The following is a 19,545-nucleotide window of genomic DNA, read 5'->3' as shown; positions in this document are numbered from 1 at the left end:
CCATGGGATTTTTACTCTTTCGACAGCGTTGCCACCATCACCGCCTTGATGGTGTGCAGTCGGTTTTCCGCCTGATCGAACACCACGCTGTGGGCGGATTCAAATACCTCGTCGGTGACTTCCATGCCCCCCGCCAGGCCGTATTGTTCGGCCATCTCTTTGCCGATGGTGGTTTGGTCGTCGTGGAAGGCGGGCAGGCAGTGCAGGAATTTGACCTGGGGGTTGCCGGTGAGTTTGATCATCGCCATGTTCACCTGATACGGGCGCAGCAAGGCAATACGTTCCTGCCAGAAGGATTTGGGCTCGCCCATGGAAACCCATACATCGGTGTAGATAAAATCCACTCCTTCCACGCCTGCGCCGATATCTTCGGTCAGGGTGATGCGTCCTCCCTGCTGTTCCGCCAACTGGCGGCATTGCGCCACCAGTTCATTTTCCGGCCAGCAGGCGCTTGGGGCTACGAGCCGTAGATCGAGCCCGGTCAATGCCGCCGCCTCAAGCATGGTGTTGCCCATATTATTGCGGGCATCGCCCACGTAGGCGAATTTGATTTGGTTAAAAGGCTTATGGGGGAGATGTTCTTGCATGGTCAGCAGATCGGCCAGTAACTGGGTCGGGTGGAATTCGGTGGTTAAGCCGTTCCACACCGGCACGCCGGCATAAGCCGCCAGTGTCTCGACGATCTCCTGACCGTAACCGCGATACTGAATACCGTGATACATCCGGCCCAGTACCCGTGCGGTGTCCTTGATGGATTCCTTGTTGCCGATTTGGCTGCCGCTGGGACCGAGGTAGGTCACGCGCGCGCCCTGATCAAAGGCGGCCGCTTCAAAAGCGCAGCGGGTGCGGGTTGAATCTTTTTCAAAGATAAGCGCAATATTTTTTCCCGCCAGACGCGGTTTTTCCCGCCCGCTGCGTTTTTCCTGTTTCAAGGTGGCGGATAACGCCAATAATTCAAGAAGTTCTGCCGGTGTGAAATCCAGGAGTCTGAGAAAATGACGCTGATAAAACTCTCTCATAAGCATTTTGCTCCATTCATAATCATTAATATCATTTGCATTAAAATTCACTTTATATGTATGAATATTCAATTTCAAGCATTGAAAGCAAATCTTTCATGTTTAAGCTGGAGCCTTAACCGCCGCTGTGGGAAAATAGTGGTCCGAACGGCCGACTCATTGAGGACAGGGGCATGGCACATCAATTTCTGGAAGAGCAGCGCGATGAAACGCGTTTAATAATCGAAGAGCTGCTGGAAGACGGCAGCGATCCGGAGGCGCTTTACACCATCGAACATCACTTTTCCGCTGAAAATTTCGATATGTTGGAAAAAGCCGCGGTCGAAGCGTTTAAACTGGGCTACGAAGTTACCGATGCCGAGGAACTGGAAGTGGAAGACGGTTCCGTGTTGATGTGCTGCGACGCCATCAGCGAAGTAGGGCTCAATGCGGAAGTGATCGATGCCCAAGTCGAGCAGCTGTTTGCGCTGGCGGAACGGCATGGCGTCAATTATGACGGCTGGGGCACCTATTTTGAGGACGGCGAAGACGACGAAGGCGAAGAGGAAGACGGTGGCGATGTGGTGCCGCCCATTCACAATCACCTCATCGATCGGGATGATAACGGCACCCGTCATTGATACCGTGGTCCGGCGTTTTTACCGGCATGGCATTACCGGCGCGGCATTACCGGTGCGGCATAGTCCTTAATCGGTATCGGCGCGGTTAAACCACAACGATACCGGTTAGTCTCGTCACGGCAGGCTCAGGATTTCACAGGCGCTTGAGCATTCTCACTTCACAATCCACATGCCCGGTGCTGCCCAGCGGGCCGTCGATATGTTCAAATCCCAATCGTTCATACAGCGCTATCGCCCGGGTCAGCGCGGCGGTGGTTTCCAGATAGCAATGGGTGAAGCCTTGGCCGCGAGCGAAGGCCAATCCCCTCTGCGCCAGCTCATAAGCTACTCCGCGTCCGCGCAGACTGGGTAAAAAATACATCTTTTGCAGTTCACATGTTTCCGGCGCGGCGCCTTCCAAGGGTGCGATACCGCCGCCGCCGGCCAACCGGCCTTCATATTCGATAATCCAATAGGCGCTGCGGGGACGGCTGTAGAGCTGATACAAATTGTCCAGATTGGGATCGGATACCGTATAGCCTTTGTCCGCGGTTAGGCCAAATTCGGCCGATACCTGGCGGATCACGTCGGCGATGACCTGATTATCACCCGGCGCGATGGGCCTTACCAAAATGTTGACTGAAGTAGCTGTGGACATCGTCATTACTCAAGAATGTGAAATACATTATCTGTTTTATTATTACGAGTAATAGCATTGCAGATACTGGTGATGCAAATAAAATCATGGGGCGAAAGGCTGCCCCTGTCGGGTTTTTTCATGAAAGGCCTAGCATGATGGACGCCGAGGAATCCGGTCTACGGCCGGAAGGCGACATTCAATGAGACAAGTGCCCGCCGCATCCTCATGCGGCAGGCACTCGTTGGTCGGGCGATAGCTTTGCAACCTGCCGGGTTCCTGATCCATAAAGCAGCACAGCCCGGCGCGGCATCAAAGATTGGCGATGGTTGCCCGCTGTTCCAGCAGCGTCTCTTTTGAAGCGACATAACCCGCCAGCTTTTCCCGCTCCTTGGCCACTACCGCTTCCGGCGCCCGGGCGACGAATCCCTCGTTGGAAAGCTTGGCCTCGATACGGCCGATTTCTCCCTCGAGCCTGGCGACTTCATTGGCCAGCCGATCCAGTTCCGCCGCTTTATCGATAAGACCGGCCATGGGAACCAGCAGTTCGCCTTCTTCCACCAGCTTCACCACCGAAACCGGGCCTTTGTCGCCCTCATCCAGCAGGCTCAGGCTTTGCAAACGCGCCAGGGTCTGGATAAAACTCCGATTGGTGTCGATGCGCTGCCGGGTCAGAGGCGTGGCGCCGCGCACCAGCAGATCCAGCGGCTTGCCGGGGGAGATATTCATTTCCGTGCGGACAGCCCGCACCGCCATGATGACCTGCTTGATCCACTCCACGTCCGCCAGGGCCTGTGCGTCGTCCAGGCCAGCATCAAAGGCGGGGAAGGGCTGCAGCATCAGCGTATCGGCTTCAATGCCTTTCAGCGTCTTCACCCGCTGCCAAATGGTTTCGGTGATAAACGGCACGATGGGATGGGCCAGGCGCAGTAAACTCTCCAGCACCTGCACCAGCGTATGGCGTGTACCGCGCAGCTCGGCGTCGCTGCCGCCGTTCATGACCGGTTTGGTGAGCTCCAGATACCAGTCGCAGAACTGGTTCCAGGTGAAGTCGTACAGCACGTTGGCCGCCAGGTCGAAGCGGTAATTATCCAACGCGTCGCGATAGGCTTTCACCGTCTGGTTAAAGGCGGTCAGGATCCAGCGATCCGCCAGGGACAGGCTCATCTCGCCCCCGTTCTGGCCGCAATCCTGCCCTTCGGTGTTCATCAGCACGAAGCGGCTGGCGTTCCACAGCTTGTTGCAGAAGTTGCGGTAGCCTTCCAGGCGTTTCATATCCCAGTTGATATCGCGGCCGGTGGAGGCCAGCGCCGCCAGGGTGAAACGCAGGGCATCGGTGCCGTGCGGCTCAATCCCCTGCGGGAACTGCTTTTCGGTGCGTTTGCGGATTTTATCCGCCAATTGGGGCTGCATCATATTGCCGGTGCGTTTTTCCACCAGATCCGGCAGGGAAATCCCGTCCACCATATCCAGCGGATCGATAACGTTGCCCTTTGATTTGGACATCTTCTGCCCTTCATCGTCGCGGATAAGTCCGGTCATATAGACGGTTTTAAACGGCACCTGCGGACGCTGGTTTTCATCTTTGACAAAGTGCATGGTGAGCATGACCATGCGGGCAATCCAGAAGAAGATGATATCAAAGCCGCTTACCAGCACGCTGGTGGGATGGAAGGTCTTCAAATCGGGGGTCTGTTCCGGCCAGCCCAGGGTGGAGAAGGTCCACAGGCCCGAGGAGAACCAGGTATCCAGCACGTCTTCGTCCTGGCGAAGCTTCACTTCTGCATCAAGATTGTTTTCCCGGCGGACTTCGTCTTCATTGCGGCCCACATAGACCTTGCCGGCTTCGTCATACCATGCGGGGATCCGGTGTCCCCACCATAGCTGCCGGGAAATACACCAGTCCTGGATATCGCGCATCCAGCTGTAATACATATTCTCATACTGCTTCGGCACGAACTGGATCTCGCCGTCCTCCACCGCCGCAATAGCCACTTTAGCCAACGGCGCGGTCCGTACGTACCACTGATCGGTGAGCATAGGCTCAATGACCACGCCGCTGCGATCGCCATAGGGCGCCGTCAGGGCATGGGGCTTGATTTCATCAAGCAGTCCCAGGGCGTCGAAAGCGGCCACTATCGCCCGGCGGGCGGCAAAACGCTCCAGGCCGCGAAACTCGGCGGGGATGTCTTCATTGGCAGCCGAACTCACTTCTCCCAGGGAACTGAATACTTCCGCCTGTTCACGGATATTGCCGTCCAGAGTCAGGATATTGATCATGGGCAGGGCGTGGCGCTTGCCCACCTCATAGTCATTAAAATCATGGGCCGGGGTAATCTTCACGCAGCCGGTGCCTTTGGTCATATCCGCGTGTTCGTCGCCGATGATGGGAATACGACGGCCCACCAGGGGCAACAGAACATATTTGCCGATGAGATCCCGGTAACGGGGATCCTCCGGATTCACCGCCACGCCGGTATCGCCCAGCATGGTTTCCGGACGCGTGGTGGCCACTACCAGGTAATCCTTGCCTTCGGCGGTTGTGGCGCCGTCCGCCAGGGGATAGCGCAGATGCCAGATGTGGGATTGGGACTCGCGGTTTTCCACTTCCAGATCGGAAATGGCGGTGCGCAGCTTCGGATCCCAGTTCACCAGCCGCTTGCCGCGGTAAATCAAATCCTCTTTGAACAGCTGGACGAACACTTCCTTCACCGCGTTGGACAGCCCTTCGTCCATGGTAAAGCGCTCGCGATCCCAATCCACCGATGCGCCGAGGCGACGCATCTGGCGGGTAATGGTGCCGCCGGATTCCGCTTTCCACCGCCAGATTTTCTCGATAAAGGCTTCACGGCCGTAATCGTGACGGTTTTTGCCCTCTTCCGCCGCGATTTTGCGCTCCACCACCATTTGCGTGGCGATACCCGCATGGTCGGTGCCCACCTGCCACAGGGTATTTTTGCCCTGCATGCGCTGGTAGCGCACGATGATATCCATAATGGTCTGCTGAAAGGCATGGCCCATATGCAGGCTGCCGGTCACGTTCGGCGGCGGGATCATGATACAGAAGCTTTCTTTGCCCGGATCGTTGTTCGGTTTGAAATAGCCCTGTTTTTCCCAATGCTCGTAAAGCGGCTGCTCAATATCGTGCGGGTTATATGTCTTTTCCATTATGCGTCGTATTTCACTGCGTTGGCGGCGTGGCCGTGGTCAATTGGAAGCCGACGCTGCGATAGGCTTTATAGCGATCGCGCGCCAACTGTTTCATGTGGTCTTCATGGGGGACGAAGTCTATCACTTCATGGAAAGCGGAGGCAAAATCGGCGCAGTGCGGCAACAGGCTGATCAACAGCTCGCGCGGCGCGTTGCCCCGGCGCCCGGGCCAGCATATTTCCACCGGCGCGCCGTAGCGGGGACCTTCCCCCGCCAGATTGTGCGGCACAAAGGATTCCGGATCCCGCTGCCATAATGCTTCATCCAGTTTTAATGCCTGCGCCTCGTCCTCACAGGCCACCAGCACTCTTTTACCCCCGCGCCAGCGGTTTGCCGCCAGTTCGCAGGCCAGCCGCTCCACGGCGGTCAAGCCGTCCCGGAGATCGTCCTGGTCAAGAAGATAAAAGGTCGCGTTTTTCATGTACCGTTTTCAAAGAACCTGAGAGGGGAAGACAAAAAAATAACGGGCGACCTGAGCCGCCCGGTAAAGCATACCTTTTTTACGCTTATTCGTCACCGTTCAGACCGGCGCGATTAAGCAGAAATTGCGCCAGCAGCGCCACCGGCCTGCCGGTGGCGCCCTTGGTCTTGCCGGAACGCCAGGCGGTGCCGGCGATATCCAGGTGGGCCCAGCTGTATTTACGGGCGAACCGCGCCAGGAAGCAGCCGGCGGTAATGGCGCCCCCCGGACGGCCGCCGATATTGGCCATATCGGCAAAATTCGATTCCAATTGCTCCTGGTACTCATCCCCCAGCGGCAGGCGCCAGGCGCGATCGCCGGACTGTTCGGCGGCGGCGATTAGCTCATGGGCCAGGGGATTGTGGTTCGACATCAGGCCGGTGAGATGATGCCCGAGGGCAATCACGCAGGCCCCGGTGAGGGTAGCCACGTCGATAACCACTTCCGGATCGAAACGTTCAACATAGGTCAGCGCGTCGCACAGCACCAGCCGCCCTTCGGCATCGGTATTCAACACTTCCACCGTTTGTCCCGACAGGGTGGTCAACACGTCCCCGGGGCGGAAGGCGCGGCCGTCCACCATATTCTCGCATCCCGCCAGCACGCCGACGATATTCAGCGGCAGCTCCAGCTCCAGCGCCATGCGCATCACGCCGTACACCGTGGCGGCGCCGCACATGTCGTACTTCATTTCGTCCATGCTGTCGGCGGGCTTGATGGAGATACCGCCGGCGTCGAAGGTCAGGCCCTTGCCCACCAGCACGATCGGCTTGGCTTCCGGATCAGGACTGCCTTTATACTCTATCACCGACATCAGCGATTCATTTTGCGAACCCTGGCCCACCGCCAGATAGGCGTTCATGCCCAGTTCTTTCATCTGCTGTTCGCCGATAACCCGGGTGGTGGTGGTTTTGCCGAACCGATCCGCCAATTGGCGGGCTTGGGAAGCCAGATAAGCCGGGTTGCAGATATTGGGAGGCATATTCCCCAGATCCTTGGCGGCCTTGATGCCGGCGGCAATGGCCAGGCCGTGCTGGATGGCGCGTTCCCCGCCGGTGAGTTCACGGCGGGTGGGAACATTGAACACCATTTTACGCAGCGGCCGGCGCGGTTCGATGCGGTTGCTTTTAAGCTGATCAAAGGTATAAAGGGATTCTTTGGAGGTTTCCACCGCCTGGCGGACTTTCCAGTAGGTATTGCGCCCTTTGACATGCAATTCGGTCAGGAAGCAGACAGCCTCCATGGAGCCGGTGTCATTCAGCGTATTGATGGTTTTCTGGATTACCTGTTTATATTGGCGTTCATCCAGCTCGCGTTCCTTGCCGCAGCCAATAAGCAGAATACGTTCGGACAGCACGTTGGGAACATGGTGCAGCAGCAGCGTCTGCCCCACTTTACCTTCCAGTTCGCCGCGGCGCAGCAGGGCGCTGATATAGCCGTCGCTGATCTTGTCGAGCTGTTCAGCGATGGGAGACAGGCGGCGCGGTTCGAATACGCCGACAACTATACAGGCACTGCGTTGTTTTTCCGGGCTACCGCTTTTTACACTGAACTCCATGCACACTCCTGAATCTTAAAGACAAAGACGGCCAACGAAGATAAAATAGACCTTTCCCTATTGTATCCCCCGCCTTTGCATTAACTCTATGTGTTAATCTAAACGACGCAAAGGACGTTATTCCGGCAATAATCAGTGCGTTCTCATAGCACGGCCGAACGCTTAATGTTGTTATACTCTATCTGGCGATAAAGGTGGCTAATTGATACGTATTATTGGTGGATTAGCAAAGAAATTATCGATTTTCCTGCAAAAAGACAAGTTTTCACAGGCGAAATAAGCGTGATCATCCTTAGATATCTGGTTCGGGAAGTTTTCAAAAGCCAGCTCGCCATCCTGTTTATCCTGTTGCTGATTTTCTTCTGTCAGAAGCTGGTACGGGTGCTGGGAGCTGCGGTTGACGGCGATATTCCGACAAACCTGGTGTTATCCCTACTCGGTTTAGGGGTGCCGGAAATGGCACAGTTAATTCTTCCCCTCAGCCTATTCTTGGGCTTACTGATGACCCTGAGCCGATTGTACACCGAAAGCGAAATTACGGTGATGCATGCCTGTGGGCTGGGTAAGAGCGTTTTGGTCAAGGCGGCGCTGATTCTCAGCGTGCTGACGGCGATTTTCGCCGGCGCCAACGTTATCTGGCTTTCTCCCTGGTCCGCCCGCCACCAGGACGAAGTCCTGGCGGAGGCCAAGGCCAATCCCAGCATGGCGGCGATGGTGGAAGGGCAGTTCCAGGCGGCGCAAAACGGCAATTCGATACTGTTCGTCGGTAATGTCAAAGGACAGCAGTTCCAGAACGTGTTTCTGGCCCAGCTGCGACCCAAAGGCAATGCCCGGCCCTCGGTGGTGGTGGCGGATCAGGGGCACATGACCCAACGTGCCGACGGTTCGCAACTGGTGATGCTGGATAAAGGCACCCGCTACGAAGGCACTGCGCTGCTGCGGGATTTTCGCATCACCGATTTTACCCAGTACCAGGCAGTCATCGGCCACCAGGCGGTGTCGGCGGACAGCACCGACGCGGATCAGATGACCATGCATGAACTCCGCCACTCCTCCGACCCCGGGGCCAAGGCGGAAATGCAGTGGCGCCTGACACTGGTGGTCTCGGTATTTATCATGGCCATCATGGTGGTTCCCCTCAGCGCGGTTAACCCGCGCCAAGGCCGGGTGATGAGCATGCTGCCGGCCATGCTGATGTACCTGATCTTTTTTCTGCTGCAAAGCTCGCTGCGTTCCAACGGCGCCAAAGGTAAACTCGACCCGATGATATGGATGTGGTTGACCAACCTGGTCTATCTGGGCATTGCCGTGTTACTCAATCTTTGGGAAACCGTGCCGGTGAGAAGAATACGCGACGGATTACATTCAAGAGGAGCGGTTTGATGTTTGGAGTACTGGACCGCTACATCGGTAAAACGATTTTCAACACCATCATGATGACCCTGTTTATGCTGGTCTCGCTCTCCGGCATCATCAAGTTCGTCGATCAGCTGCGTAAAACCGGCCAGGGCGACTATTCCGTCGTCGGCGCCGGTCTTTACACGATATTGAGCGTCCCCAAGGACATCGAGATATTTTTCCCCATGGCGGCGCTGCTCGGCGCGCTGCTCGGTCTGGGCACGCTGGCCAGCCGCAGTGAACTGGTGGTGATGCAGGCCTCGGGCTTCACCCGCATGCAAATCGCCGCCTCGGTGATGAAAACAGCCATTCCCCTGGTGCTGCTCACCATGGCCATCGGCGAATGGGTGGCGCCGCAGGGTGAACAAATGGCGAGAAATTACCGTTCCCAGGCCTTGTACGGCGGTTCGATGCTCTCGGTGCAAAGCGGTTTATGGGCCAAAGACGGCAACAATTTCATCTACATCGAGCGGGTGGTGAGCAACGACGAATTATCCGGAGTCAATATTTACAATTTCGACCAGCACAACCGCCTGCAGACTCTGCGCTATGCCGCCGATGCGAAATATGCCGACGGCGTCTGGCATCTCTCCCAGGTGGACGAGTCCGACTTGACGGATCCACAGCAGATCTCGGGCCACCCTCAGCAAATCTCGGGCCGGCAGATGCTTAGCGGCGTGTGGAAAACCAATCTGACCCCTGACAAGCTGGGAGTGGTGGCGCTGGATCCGGACGCCTTATCCATCACCGGCCTGCGTGATTATGTGAAGTACCTTAAGCAAAGCGGACAGGAGTCCAATCGCTATGAGCTGAATATGTGGAGTAAGATCTTCTCCCCCTTCTCGGTAGCGGTGATGATGCTGATGGCGCTGTCGTTTATTTTCGGCCCGCTGCGCAGCGTGGCGATGGGCGTGAGGGTAGTGACGGGAATAAGCTTCGGGTTCTTGTTCTATGTACTGGATCAGATCTTCGGACCGTTAAGCCTGGTATACAGTCTGCCGCCCCTGTACGGGGCATTGTTACCCAGTATGGCATTCCTGGTAATCAGCGTGGCGCTATTGCTTAGAAAACGCTAATCGCGGCGAGGCGCTATGCCTAAATAATTCGAGTTGCAGGAAAGCCAGCAAGCCTGCAACTTGAAGTATGACGGGTATAACAGGCATATTCCTGTTAGCGCCGGTTAGTGGTGAAGACCTCATTGCATCGACCTTCAGGTTGTTATCAGCCGTTACGACCACAAATCATTCATTTAATACTTTCTACAAACAGCACTTTGGTCAGGTCGCGCAGCCACTTATGACAGGGTGAATGGTTATGTTTCGAGTGCCAGGCCTGGATGATGCTGCGCTTGCCTAAATCAAAATCCGCACTGAAAAATTCCACCGCGATATTCAGTTTGCGCAAATTCTTCACCACAAAATCCGGCACGATGGCCAAGGCGTCTGAATGGGTAATAGCATTCATGGTGGCCATATAACCGGGCGTAGCCCCCATGACGTGGCGCGCGGACCAAAAATATTTCATTGCCTCATCCGTACCGGCCGGATACTTCTCCTTGGTCTGGACAAAATGATATTTCAGCAGATTGTCCATGCTCTTATCCGTACAGATGATCGGATGGCCGCAGCGGCACATAAAATAACACTTCGCTGAGTGAATGGTACGTATGGTAATCTCCGGATTCAGATCGCGCATTTCGCCAATGTATAAATCGATATCGTTTGATCGTAAAAAGTCATCATCAAATTCGGAATCATGAACCATATTGATAAACACATTTGGCGCGCTTTTCTGGATTTCCCTGAATAATGTGGCATTGAGGGTGAAAACAATGGTGGCGTTCGCCGCGATGGTAAATGACACATTGGTGGTATGGGGTTCGAAGGCCATATTGGTATTCAACATGGACTCAATGCGGTTAACCAACTGCCGCACATCCTCCTTCAATGCAATTGCCCTCGGTGTGGGAATCAGCTTGGTTCCGCTGCGAACCAGTATCGGATCGTTAAACAAAGCCCGAATCTTGTTCAGAGACTTGCTGATGGCTGGTGCGGTGACGTTCAGTTTCCTGGCCGCCAGATTGACGCTGCAATCTTCCAGCAGCGCGTTCAGTACAACCAATAAGTTAAAATCAAAATTGTTCATATAGTAGTCATAATTAGAAACGCGGGTTTGAGGGATATTCGTTAGGTAACGAATGCAAGGGCACTTAAAATTATAATCTTCATTCTCCTCTACATAACTCATTAGCATGAGAACAATTGACTAACTTCTTTTAGTGGCTAATGATTTTATCTTTTATTTTTTAATAATGACAAGGCTAAAATACTCCTTGCGGAGTGCCCTATCCCTTCATTAACCTATTGGACCGACCGCGAACGGGCGTTACTACTGGCGTGTCCCGTTATTTTAGATATGCTGAATAATATTGTTAAATGTCTTTTAATAGCAGATTAATAATATTATTTGAACTATGTAGAATATGCCTTTCCTAATATACCCAATAGATTTCGAATTGCAGCAAGGTGGCAATTTGAAAGATGATGAGTATCTGCATATTGCATGATAATGAGATCCTGCTCCATCGGAAAAACTGCTGAATGTCCCTTCCGTTGAGGTTACTGTGGCCAAATGTGCGGGTAAGCTGTTGTCCAAGGTCGTTGCCCACGGCGGGCAATCGTTTTAGCATGGGAACGTTTTGAGACGTCGGTTCATCAAGACCCTGAATCGCCGATGTGATTGCAACATTGCGAGGATACTCATGACCCATTTATCCCTGTTACCCGGTTCCGTCGCCGTTATCACCGGCGGCGCGTCCGGCATAGGTTTGGCCGCCGCCAAACGTTTCGCCCAGCGCGGACTGCGCGTCTGCATCGCCGACCTCGAGGCTGAGCGCCTCGCTCATGGGGCCGAAGAGGTGGCCGCGCTGGCGGCAAGAGGCAAGCAGGATGTTTTCACCTTCCAGGCGGACGTCAGCCAGCCGGATTCCCTGGTCAGCCTGCGGGATGCCGTTGCCCAGCGCTTCGGCGGCACCGATGTGCTGATGAATAACGCCGGCATCCAGCCCGGCAGCGGCGTGTTCGGTCCGGCGGAAAACTGGCGGCGCATACTGGAAGTGAATTTATACGGCGTCATCAACGGTACGCAGATTTTTGTACCCGAGATGATGGCCCGCGGCCGGCCTGGCCTGGTGATCAATACCGGCTCCAAACAGGGCATCACCACGCCGCCGGGAGACCCCGCCTATAACGTCGCCAAGGCCGGCCTAAAGGCCTTTACCGAGGCATTGCAGCACGAACTGCGCAATACCGACGGCTGCCGCCTCAGCGCCCATCTGCTGATTCCTGGATTTGTCTTCACCGGGCTCACCCGCCGCGGTCGCGTCGAGAAACCCGCCGGCGCCTGGACCGCGGATCAAACCGCTGATTTTATGATGGAGCGGCTGGACGCCGGCGACTTTTATATCCTGTGCCCGGACAATGACGTGCCCCGTTCCCTGGATGAAAAACGCATTTTATGGGCCGCCGGCGATATCGTCGAAAACCGGCCGCCGCTTTCCCGCTGGCATCCGGATTTCGAATCGGCATTCAACGCGTTTATCAAGCAGCCGCGCCGATAGCGCCGCCGTCAGGAAATGAAGTTCTTGCCCTGTTTCAGCACCAGATTGCAGGCTTTGTATTTCACCTTCTGGCCCAGCTGCGAGGAGCCGAGATCCTTCAGGTTCAGCTGACCGCCCTGGGCGGTATTCAATATTCCGCCGAGACCCTGCTGATAATCCTGGCTCTTGGCGTTGGATGGACTGGAAATACCCAGCTTGCCCATCAGCTTGTCTTTAATTGCCGTGGTGCCGGTATCTGACAGCAGATTGTTTTTCGCACAGTACTCCAGCACCCCGGCGGCATTGGTCATGGTGCCGGCGCTCAGGGCCTTATCGCCGCCCCCCAGCAACCCGGCAAGGGATGCCGTAGAGCCGCTTTGTGCGGCGCCGTTGCCCGTGGTGGTGCCTGATGTGCCAAGGGCGCTGTTAACCGAATCCATCAAGTTGGCCGCCAGGGCCAGGCCAGGGGCCAAAGTCGCCATCAAAGCCAGCGAAAGAAGGTGACGCCGCAGAGTGATTGTCATGGTCAATTTCCTGTTTAACATAAGCATAAAAAGTAAAATCGTATTATTCCATAGGTCCCTTTTTCGGACTTTAGTATGCCGGACAAGTTCATGGCCTAAAGAGAACAGACCAAAGAAGGGGCGATTTAATGTCGGATTTAGGATAATTCTAAGCGCCATTATTTTCATAACGCCCATAACAGGAGAAATGTATGCCGGAAGGCCCTGAAATTCGGCGCGCGGCCGACGCCCTGATGATGGCGGTAGCCGGCCGGGCAATCACCCGGGCGTGGTTTGCCTTCCCGCATCTGAAGCCTTTTGAATCCCAATTGACCGGTCAACGCATCAAAAAAATAGAGACTAGGGGCAAAGCGCTGCTCACCTGGTTTTCCAACGGATTGGTGCTGTACAGCCATAACCAGCTCTACGGCGTATGGCGGGTGGTCAAGGCAGGAGAAACGCCGGTCACCAAACGCGATCTCCGGGTTCGCCTGGAAAACGAACAGTTTGCCATCCTGCTGTACAGCGCGTCCGATATTCAGATTCTGGATGCCGACGCGCTGGCGGCCCACCCGTTTTTACTGCGCATCGGCCCCGATGTGCTGGATCCGGCCCTCACGGTGGAAGAAACAAGATTGCGCCTGCTCTCGCCGCGCTTTCGCGGACGCCAGCTCGGCAGCCTGCTGCTGGATCAATCCTTTATTGCCGGACTGGGCAATTATCTGCGGGTGGAGATTTTATGGCAGGCTAGGCTGACGGCGGGGGTAAGAGGGCGGGATTTGAGCCCGGAACATATTGACCGCCTGTGCGAGGCGATTGTGGCTATCCCCAGGCTTTCCTACGCCACCCGCGGCACAATGGATGACCCGCTGGATGAAGGACAGCACCATGGCGCCCGCTTTCAGTTCAAGGTGTTTCATCGGGCGGGACGGCCTTGTGAACGCTGCGGGCATCCCATTGAAAAAACCACCCACGGGTCGCGGCCGTTTTACTGGTGTCCTGTTTGCCAGCATGACTGAACGGTTAGAGCCAATGTAATAATGACCCACCGTGTGATTGCGACAGAAATCTTGGACTCGTTTATGCCGCAACTATGTCGCAACCCCCGTGGGTTAGGATTTCACTGGCGATGATGCTCAAGCCGTAATCCAGGCCTGGGGAAGGGCATTTTTTCAGCAATCAGAGTGGCTTCGGCCGGATTAGTCTTGCGCAGGAACGCGTTAACGGTATAATGCACCTCGTTTTCCGTGTACGACTTCAGTGCCGAAGTGGCGAAATCGGTAGACGCAGTTGATTCAAAATCAACCGCCTTCGGGCATGCCGGTTCGATTCCGGCCTTCGGCACCATTAGTACACAATCAAGTCACCCACGGGTGGCTTTTTTTATGTCCATATTCTTCCACTGTGTTTCATAGTCATCTGTTAAATAGAGAAAATATTTCACACCTTTCTGAACCGTCGATTTCTTCCTCTTCCATACTGGTCGTTTTTCATCCATTGACATCCGGTCCATTTGGGAGCTTTAATGGGGGGCTCTTTCGGTTCGATTTACACGAGGCCCCCAAAATGCCTTTATAGATCGCGCTGCCCACAACGCCAAACCGCTCGAAAAACCCTACAAGCTCAGCGATGCCCACGGCCTATATCTGCTGGTAAAACCGGCTGGCTCGAAATTATGGCAGCTTAAATATCGCTACCAGGGCAAAGAAAAAAAACTCTCCTTCGGCGCTTACCCGCTTATTGGCTTATCCAAGGCCCGTGAACTGCGGGAAAAAGCCCGCGTGTTACTGGCGGACGGCCTCGACCCCGCCGAAAAGCGCAAAGAAGAAAAGCTGGCCAATGCGCCGGCGCATACTTTCGCCTCGGTGGCCCGCGAATGGCATGCCAGCAATCAACGCTGGTGGGCGGACCATGCCGCCAGGGTGATGCATTACCTTGAGGTATACCTTTTCCCGAGCCTGGGCGACCGCGATATTACCGAGCTGAAAATACGCGATTTGCTGGAGCCGTTAAAAGCGGTGGAGGCGGCCGGGAAATTGGACGTAGCCTCTCGTTTGCAACAACGGGTCACCGGTGTAATGCGTTACGCCATGCAAAACGGCTTGATTGACTATAACCCCGCCCAGGATTTGGTCGGCGCTATTGCCACCCGTAAGGCAAAACACCATCCCGCGTTATCGTTGGAACAGTTGCCGGACTTTTTAGAACGCCTGGATGATTACGGCGGCAGAAAATTAACCCGGTTGGCGGTGCAACTGGCGTTGGTTGTCTTTATCCGTTGTCAACGGCGATTTAAAACGAATACAGTTCGCGCAGCAGGTCGTTTTGGTTGTCACAAGGTGGGATATTCAATAATACGCCGAGGTGTTTCGCCGTGGCTTTACCGAATATCCGCATCTTGACCAGAGTGGTATTGGGGTCGTCCGGGTAGTTATTCTCTGCGGCACAAGCAATGGCGTAAATAAAATCGTTAACGCCTTTCAAAAAATCGAAGTTGGATTTATTCATGCGCATTCCACGACCCAGACAGTCTCAGGCGATGCTGAAATATTAGGGTAATATGTTACAAAGTGAGAGCGTTTTATATTACGCCCCCGGTGGGTATGCAATCAATTGAATAAAACACACCTAACTCAATATTTTTTAAGGTATTATGCCTCGCAATCTTAAATCCGTGGGAGTGACTTGCCGCACAATAGATAGCACAGGCGATTTAATGCTAGATGAAGTACAAAAAATCGTTTATTTCAGCATAATACCCCGTATTGATGTCTGTTAACATTCATCCGGGAGAGAGTTCTGATGACTCACTTCTGATCAATGGGCTTCGTTCAACATCGATATCAATTGATGCAACGGGGAAGGGCAAACATTCCCTTAACCTGGCTAAGGTATTGATTAACATATCAGCGTTTCTGCTATATGATTCCAAGCAGGATGAAATAGCTTAGAAAGGCTGATCGAAGTGGATGATTTAACAATTCAGCAAATCCATGACCGGTGTCTAAGCACCACTCAACAAGCCATTGAAGGTTTTGGGTGGGATAACATCTCGGTTGGCGTGTTAAGCGAAGCAGATAAAGAACGGCTGGAAGTGGGCATTGACCACAGCATCCTCAACTGGCCATGGGCGATGAATCGTTACCAAGGCAACGCCGACGATGGCATCCTAGACATCTCCCTCAAGGTTATCGATCATGATGACCCTGGCTCGTTACATGCGGTCATTATTTGCAAGTATGATGAGCGGCGTGAACAGTTCTCTATCTGCATGTTGGAGAATTTTATCTCTGATAAAGAGACTGCTCTGACAGGCAATGTGCTGATTATTGCCTTAATATACTCAACAACATTCTGCAATATCATTGAATTTGAAGAAATTTTTATTCAAGATCCAATTCCTGATGCCCAGCCACGTTACAGGTCGTATGGCTTTGCTCAAGTGTGGAATGATCATGATAAAATGTCGGCTGAAGTGCGGGACATTCTGGAAATGATCCGTATCAAGGTGAATGGCGTCGATCTTGATGAGTAAGAAGTTACCTCTATGGCTAACAGGGGCTGTTTGTTAAATGAACAGAGTTGATGTAGAATTGTATGCAATGATAGTAAGAAAAAAGGAGGCGTAATGATCAAGCAAACTAAAAGAATCGATTCTGACAAAGCGATGGCTGCTGCGAAACGCTCCTTAGATTTCTGGGCAACTATTGACGGCAATAAACTCGCCAAAGTGGGTCAGAAAGAGAAAGAAATGGATATTGTGGGACCGAGAAAGAAAGTAAAGCCGGCCAAATACGCATAATCTGTGTTCGTCATGAGTACATCTGACACAACAGCTTAAAAGATTGAGAGTTACCGGTTTTGATATGGGTGTCGAATCCTTATACAAAACACAAAATGTAACTCTCATGCTTCTCTCTAACAATCCTGTCATTAAACACAAAGTGGGTTTATTGAATCTCGCCGAAGAGTTCGGTAACGTGCCGAAAGCAGCCTGCGAAGTAGCCTCCCCAAAAATTCGAGCATTTTCAGCCTTAACAAAGATGCCCAGCCCCTTACCGTTTACTCACTCGATGCCAAGACGTGCCTGATGACGCCGCCCGAGAGCTTTGCCCGTAACGGCATGCAAAACCCACTCATCTGCTGATGCTGGCTATTTTATAGGCAAGGTGTATTTACTAGATAGCGTCCACGTTACTGGCCCAATTCACGCAGCAGCCTGGCGTTGATATACTGCTTTTAACGGCCATCAGTCATTTCCTCCAGTACGCCAATGGTCACTAACTGTTTGAGGTATGTTGATGCCGTTTGGCGTTTGGCCACACCTCGTTCAATAAGGTTATCGATCCGGCAATACGGCTGCGCAAAAAGCGCCTGGATAAGTTCATGGGTGTAGATTTTCGGCAGTTGCTCGCGCACGTACACTGTGGTTTTTGCCATTAGTTCTCTGACAACCGATATCTTGTCACTCGTCCACCGAGACGTGTTCCTCACTGCCTCTAATATAAATAAAATCCACGATTCCCAGTCAACCTCTTCTGTCACCCTGCGCAGGAATGTGTAGTAATCATCACGCCTTTCCAGGATGTAGCGGGACAAATTCAGTATAGGCAGCGAAAGCAATCCAGTCTGAATCAGGTACAGGATATTCAGGATGCGACCAGTCCGCCCGTTCGCCGCCGCTGTCTCTACGACGAGTTGCCATAATTTCAAATTTATCTTTAGCGTGGCTTCGGCCTGTGGGCCTGTTAAACAGGCCCACACCTTTACAGCGTTCTAATCAATCGGGCTGGGTTGCCGGCATAAATCCCTTTCACCGTGATGGGATTGACTACAACTCCTCCAGCTCCTATCACTGACCCACTGCAAATGAAATCGGTTAGTATCGTCGCACCGCTGCCGATGGTGACATTATCGCCAAGGCTGATTTTAATCCAATTTCCTGGATCTGGGTCTGGCGCACCACGCCTGAATAGATCATTGGCGAATGTGACATTATGCCCAATAAAACAGTTCTCCCCCAATGACACGTTCTCACAAATAAACGTGTGTGACTGTACGCGGCTGCCGCGCCCAATGACACATCCTTTCTGAATCTCAACGAAGGGGCCGACAAAAACATCGTCATGAAGCTCACATCCATAAATGTTTGACGGTACCATCACTTTGACGTTATCTCCGGTAGTCACGTCTCTTATGTCACAGTTGATAATTTTCATAACCCATCCATAGTTTATTGGTTGCCGCCAATGTAAAAATGCCCCCTTGAAGTCGGGGATGTCAACATGGGTCAATGGAAGTATACTGCGTCCAGCGGAAATCATTTATAGCCCCTACGACAAGTATTGTTGGTACTTATGTTGGTATAAATGAAAGCTGACTAATATTTATTCATTAATAAACAATAGGTTAAATGCTATGTGCGAGTCCGGCCTTCGCACCATTAGTACAAAATCAGGTCACCCAAGGGTGGCTTTTTTTGTGTCTGGAGTTTTCCGCTGCGTTCCTGTTAGTTCGGCCAAAGCACCTGCCCGCGCATTTTTCCAAAATGTGGCTGATAATATGAAGTGCAGGACTTGTCTGATGGCAGAGGGTTGGGTATCTTGGCGCAGAATAAATCAACAAAAACCAAGGAAAATTTTATCAAATCTGACATCTGAGTCAAAATGCCTGAATTAAGCAATAGTTAGATTACTGATAAAATTTATAAAAAAATATAGTAGATGTTTGAAGTAAGGACATAAACAAGAACCAGCGGTATATCTCTATCTATAGTTACAAAAGGAAATCAATCTCATGGAAATTGATATATTTAAGCCGCTAGGATTTGTACTGATAGCAATATTCCTTAGCAAGAAACTCAAAGAAATTAGCGTTAAAACAATTTTATCGACTGCTCTATTGGCTTTTTTGTCAAATTTATCTAAATTACGCTCGCTAGAACAAATAAAAACAGATATCTTAACTAAGGACGGTTTTTTGCATTATTGTATATCGTCGGCCATTACCATGGTTATCGCTATCATCATCCTGTTAATATATGGATTTATCAAGAAAAGGAATACTTATGAATAATTCAAATGTTGGACCTAATAATAGAGAAGTTGCGAGAGGGCTTGCGAATGATGTGGCTTGGGGCGCAGGGTTAGGGTTGGCAACCTCTGGCCCCGCCGGTGTCCCATTGGGTGCGGGTTTGGCCGCCGTACAAAATGTAGTGCAAGCAGCAAAGGGACATTGTCCACTAGATATTCAGATGCCTCACATTCCTATGGACCTGCCCAGCTAAACCGAAGCAGCCAACCTAATGTCCATCATGAAACGTTGTCACCTTCAGAACAGTGGAAAAGAAATTTAAGACCCTAATAAGGCTAAAAGAACAAGTCGAAATTGAATGTAGAAATTCTGCTGACATTCTCAATATATTAGTATTTAAATAATCTTATCGACCCTAAAACATCATTCATTAAGCGGCGCAGGGTCTAAAAAATATAGAGTTTTAGACCCTACGGGATACGGCGACTATGCAATATATAGTGTAAAATATGCTTAAATAAATGGGTAAA

The 19,545-nt window shown here is 52.6% G+C and carries 17 protein-coding genes, 1 tRNA gene and 2 pseudogenes; 10 read left to right on the top strand and 10 right to left on the bottom strand.

Annotated elements, in window-relative coordinates; genetic code table 11:
- Nucleotides 1-11 precede the first annotated feature (11 nt).
- A complete protein-coding gene (gene argF / locus ACL2XJ_RS05960) occupies nt 12-1,019 on the bottom strand; it encodes an ornithine carbamoyltransferase (RefSeq protein WP_132924655.1) in 1,008 nt (335 codons plus the stop codon).
- 173 nt (nt 1,020-1,192) lie between these two features.
- On the opposite strand from argF, the gene rraB reads away from it, so the two are divergent.
- Nucleotides 1,193-1,639, top strand: coding sequence for a ribonuclease E inhibitor RraB (rraB, locus tag ACL2XJ_RS05955; RefSeq protein WP_413725971.1), 447 nt, complete (start codon nt 1,193-1,195; stop codon nt 1,637-1,639).
- 133 nt (nt 1,640-1,772) lie between these two features.
- Here the strand turns inward: rraB and ACL2XJ_RS05950 are convergent, their stop codons facing one another.
- The 4 genes from ACL2XJ_RS05950 to pepA form a co-directional block, all read right to left on the bottom strand.
- On the bottom strand, nt 1,773-2,276 hold the full coding sequence (locus ACL2XJ_RS05950; RefSeq protein WP_413725970.1) for a GNAT family N-acetyltransferase: 504 nt from the start codon (nt 2,274-2,276) through the stop codon (nt 1,773-1,775).
- 291 nt (nt 2,277-2,567) lie between these two features.
- Complete coding sequence (locus ACL2XJ_RS05945) at nt 2,568-5,423, bottom strand: valine--tRNA ligase (RefSeq protein WP_413725969.1); 2,856 nt, start codon at nt 5,421-5,423, stop codon at nt 2,568-2,570.
- A 13-nt stretch (nt 5,424-5,436) separates the two neighbouring features.
- Nucleotides 5,437-5,886: a DNA polymerase III subunit chi gene (locus ACL2XJ_RS05940; protein WP_132924663.1), complete on the bottom strand. Its 450-nt coding sequence runs from the start codon at nt 5,884-5,886 to the stop codon at nt 5,437-5,439.
- Between the two features lie 85 nt (nt 5,887-5,971).
- Entirely contained in the window at nt 5,972-7,483 is a 1,512-nt protein-coding gene (pepA, locus tag ACL2XJ_RS05935) for a leucyl aminopeptidase (RefSeq protein ID WP_132924665.1), read from the bottom strand.
- Between the two features lie 282 nt (nt 7,484-7,765).
- On the opposite strand from pepA, the gene lptF reads away from it, so the two are divergent.
- Together lptF and lptG are read left to right on the top strand one after the other, a co-directional pair.
- Nucleotides 7,766-8,866 carry an LPS export ABC transporter permease LptF gene (gene lptF / locus ACL2XJ_RS05930; RefSeq protein WP_132924666.1) on the top strand — a complete coding sequence of 367 codons (1,101 nt, stop codon included), beginning with the start codon at nt 7,766-7,768 and terminating at the stop codon, nt 8,864-8,866.
- Nucleotides 8,866-9,957, top strand: a complete 1,092-nt coding sequence (gene lptG, locus ACL2XJ_RS05925; protein ID WP_132924668.1) for an LPS export ABC transporter permease LptG — start codon at nt 8,866-8,868, stop codon at nt 9,955-9,957. Before lptF ends, lptG begins: the two co-directional genes overlap by 1 nt.
- 169 nt (nt 9,958-10,126) lie before the next feature.
- On the opposite strand, the gene ACL2XJ_RS05920 is transcribed toward lptG, so the two are convergent.
- Complete coding sequence (locus ACL2XJ_RS05920; protein WP_132924670.1) at nt 10,127-11,026, bottom strand: LysR family transcriptional regulator; 900 nt, start codon at nt 11,024-11,026, stop codon at nt 10,127-10,129.
- 616 nt (nt 11,027-11,642) lie between these two features.
- Between ACL2XJ_RS05920 and ACL2XJ_RS05915 the strand changes: the two genes are divergently transcribed.
- Nucleotides 11,643-12,500: an SDR family NAD(P)-dependent oxidoreductase gene (locus ACL2XJ_RS05915; RefSeq protein WP_203523685.1), complete on the top strand. Its 858-nt coding sequence runs from the start codon at nt 11,643-11,645 to the stop codon at nt 12,498-12,500.
- 8 nt (nt 12,501-12,508) lie between these two features.
- Here the strand turns inward: ACL2XJ_RS05915 and ACL2XJ_RS05910 are convergent, their stop codons facing one another.
- Nucleotides 12,509-13,003, bottom strand: coding sequence for a DUF2501 domain-containing protein (locus ACL2XJ_RS05910; protein WP_132924674.1), 495 nt, complete (start codon nt 13,001-13,003; stop codon nt 12,509-12,511).
- 191 nt (nt 13,004-13,194) lie between these two features.
- Between ACL2XJ_RS05910 and nei the strand changes: the two genes are divergently transcribed.
- From nei to ACL2XJ_RS05895, 3 genes are all read left to right on the top strand, one after another.
- Nucleotides 13,195-14,001 carry an endonuclease VIII gene (gene nei, locus ACL2XJ_RS05905; protein ID WP_413725968.1) on the top strand — a complete coding sequence of 269 codons (807 nt, stop codon included), beginning with the start codon at nt 13,195-13,197 and terminating at the stop codon, nt 13,999-14,001.
- Between the two features lie 243 nt (nt 14,002-14,244).
- Nucleotides 14,245-14,329: transfer RNA gene (locus ACL2XJ_RS05900), tRNA-Leu, on the top strand.
- A 227-nt stretch (nt 14,330-14,556) separates the two neighbouring features.
- A complete protein-coding gene (locus ACL2XJ_RS05895) occupies nt 14,557-15,384 on the top strand; it encodes a tyrosine-type recombinase/integrase (protein WP_413726853.1) in 828 nt (275 codons plus the stop codon).
- Here the strand turns inward: ACL2XJ_RS05895 and ACL2XJ_RS05890 are convergent.
- Nucleotides 15,287-15,490: pseudogene (locus ACL2XJ_RS05890) on the bottom strand (hypothetical protein); the annotation flags it as partial. The gene ACL2XJ_RS05895 and the pseudogene ACL2XJ_RS05890 sit on opposite strands and share 98 nt — an antisense overlap.
- 457 nt (nt 15,491-15,947) lie before the next feature.
- Between ACL2XJ_RS05890 and ACL2XJ_RS05885 the strand changes: the two are divergent.
- The gene (locus ACL2XJ_RS05885) at nt 15,948-16,517 is read left to right on the top strand and encodes a hypothetical protein (protein ID WP_413725967.1); all 570 of its coding nucleotides are present in this window, start codon (nt 15,948-15,950) and stop codon (nt 16,515-16,517) included.
- Between the two features lie 93 nt (nt 16,518-16,610).
- A complete protein-coding gene (locus tag ACL2XJ_RS05880) occupies nt 16,611-16,784 on the top strand; it encodes a hypothetical protein (protein ID WP_165934208.1) in 174 nt (57 codons plus the stop codon).
- A 437-nt stretch (nt 16,785-17,221) separates the two neighbouring features.
- Here ACL2XJ_RS05880 and ACL2XJ_RS05875 read toward each other — a convergent pair.
- Both ACL2XJ_RS05875 and ACL2XJ_RS05870 read right to left on the bottom strand, forming a co-directional pair.
- Nucleotides 17,222-17,656 (bottom strand): annotated as a pseudogene (locus ACL2XJ_RS05875) (Fic family protein); the annotation flags it as partial.
- A 92-nt stretch (nt 17,657-17,748) separates the two neighbouring features.
- Nucleotides 17,749-18,201 carry an acyltransferase gene (locus tag ACL2XJ_RS05870; protein WP_413725966.1) on the bottom strand — a complete coding sequence of 151 codons (453 nt, stop codon included), beginning with the start codon at nt 18,199-18,201 and terminating at the stop codon, nt 17,749-17,751.
- Between the two features lie 577 nt (nt 18,202-18,778).
- Here ACL2XJ_RS05870 and ACL2XJ_RS05865 point away from each other — a divergent pair.
- Nucleotides 18,779-19,057 carry a hypothetical protein gene (locus tag ACL2XJ_RS05865; RefSeq protein ID WP_413725965.1) on the top strand — a complete coding sequence of 93 codons (279 nt, stop codon included), beginning with the start codon at nt 18,779-18,781 and terminating at the stop codon, nt 19,055-19,057.
- Nucleotides 19,058-19,545: the final 488 nt, after the last annotated feature.

The organism is Sodalis sp. RH16, from assembly GCF_047324245.1.
GTDB lineage: Bacteria > Pseudomonadota > Gammaproteobacteria > Enterobacterales > Enterobacteriaceae > Acerihabitans > Acerihabitans ligni.
This window is presented reverse-complemented; position numbering and strand designations above follow the sequence as displayed.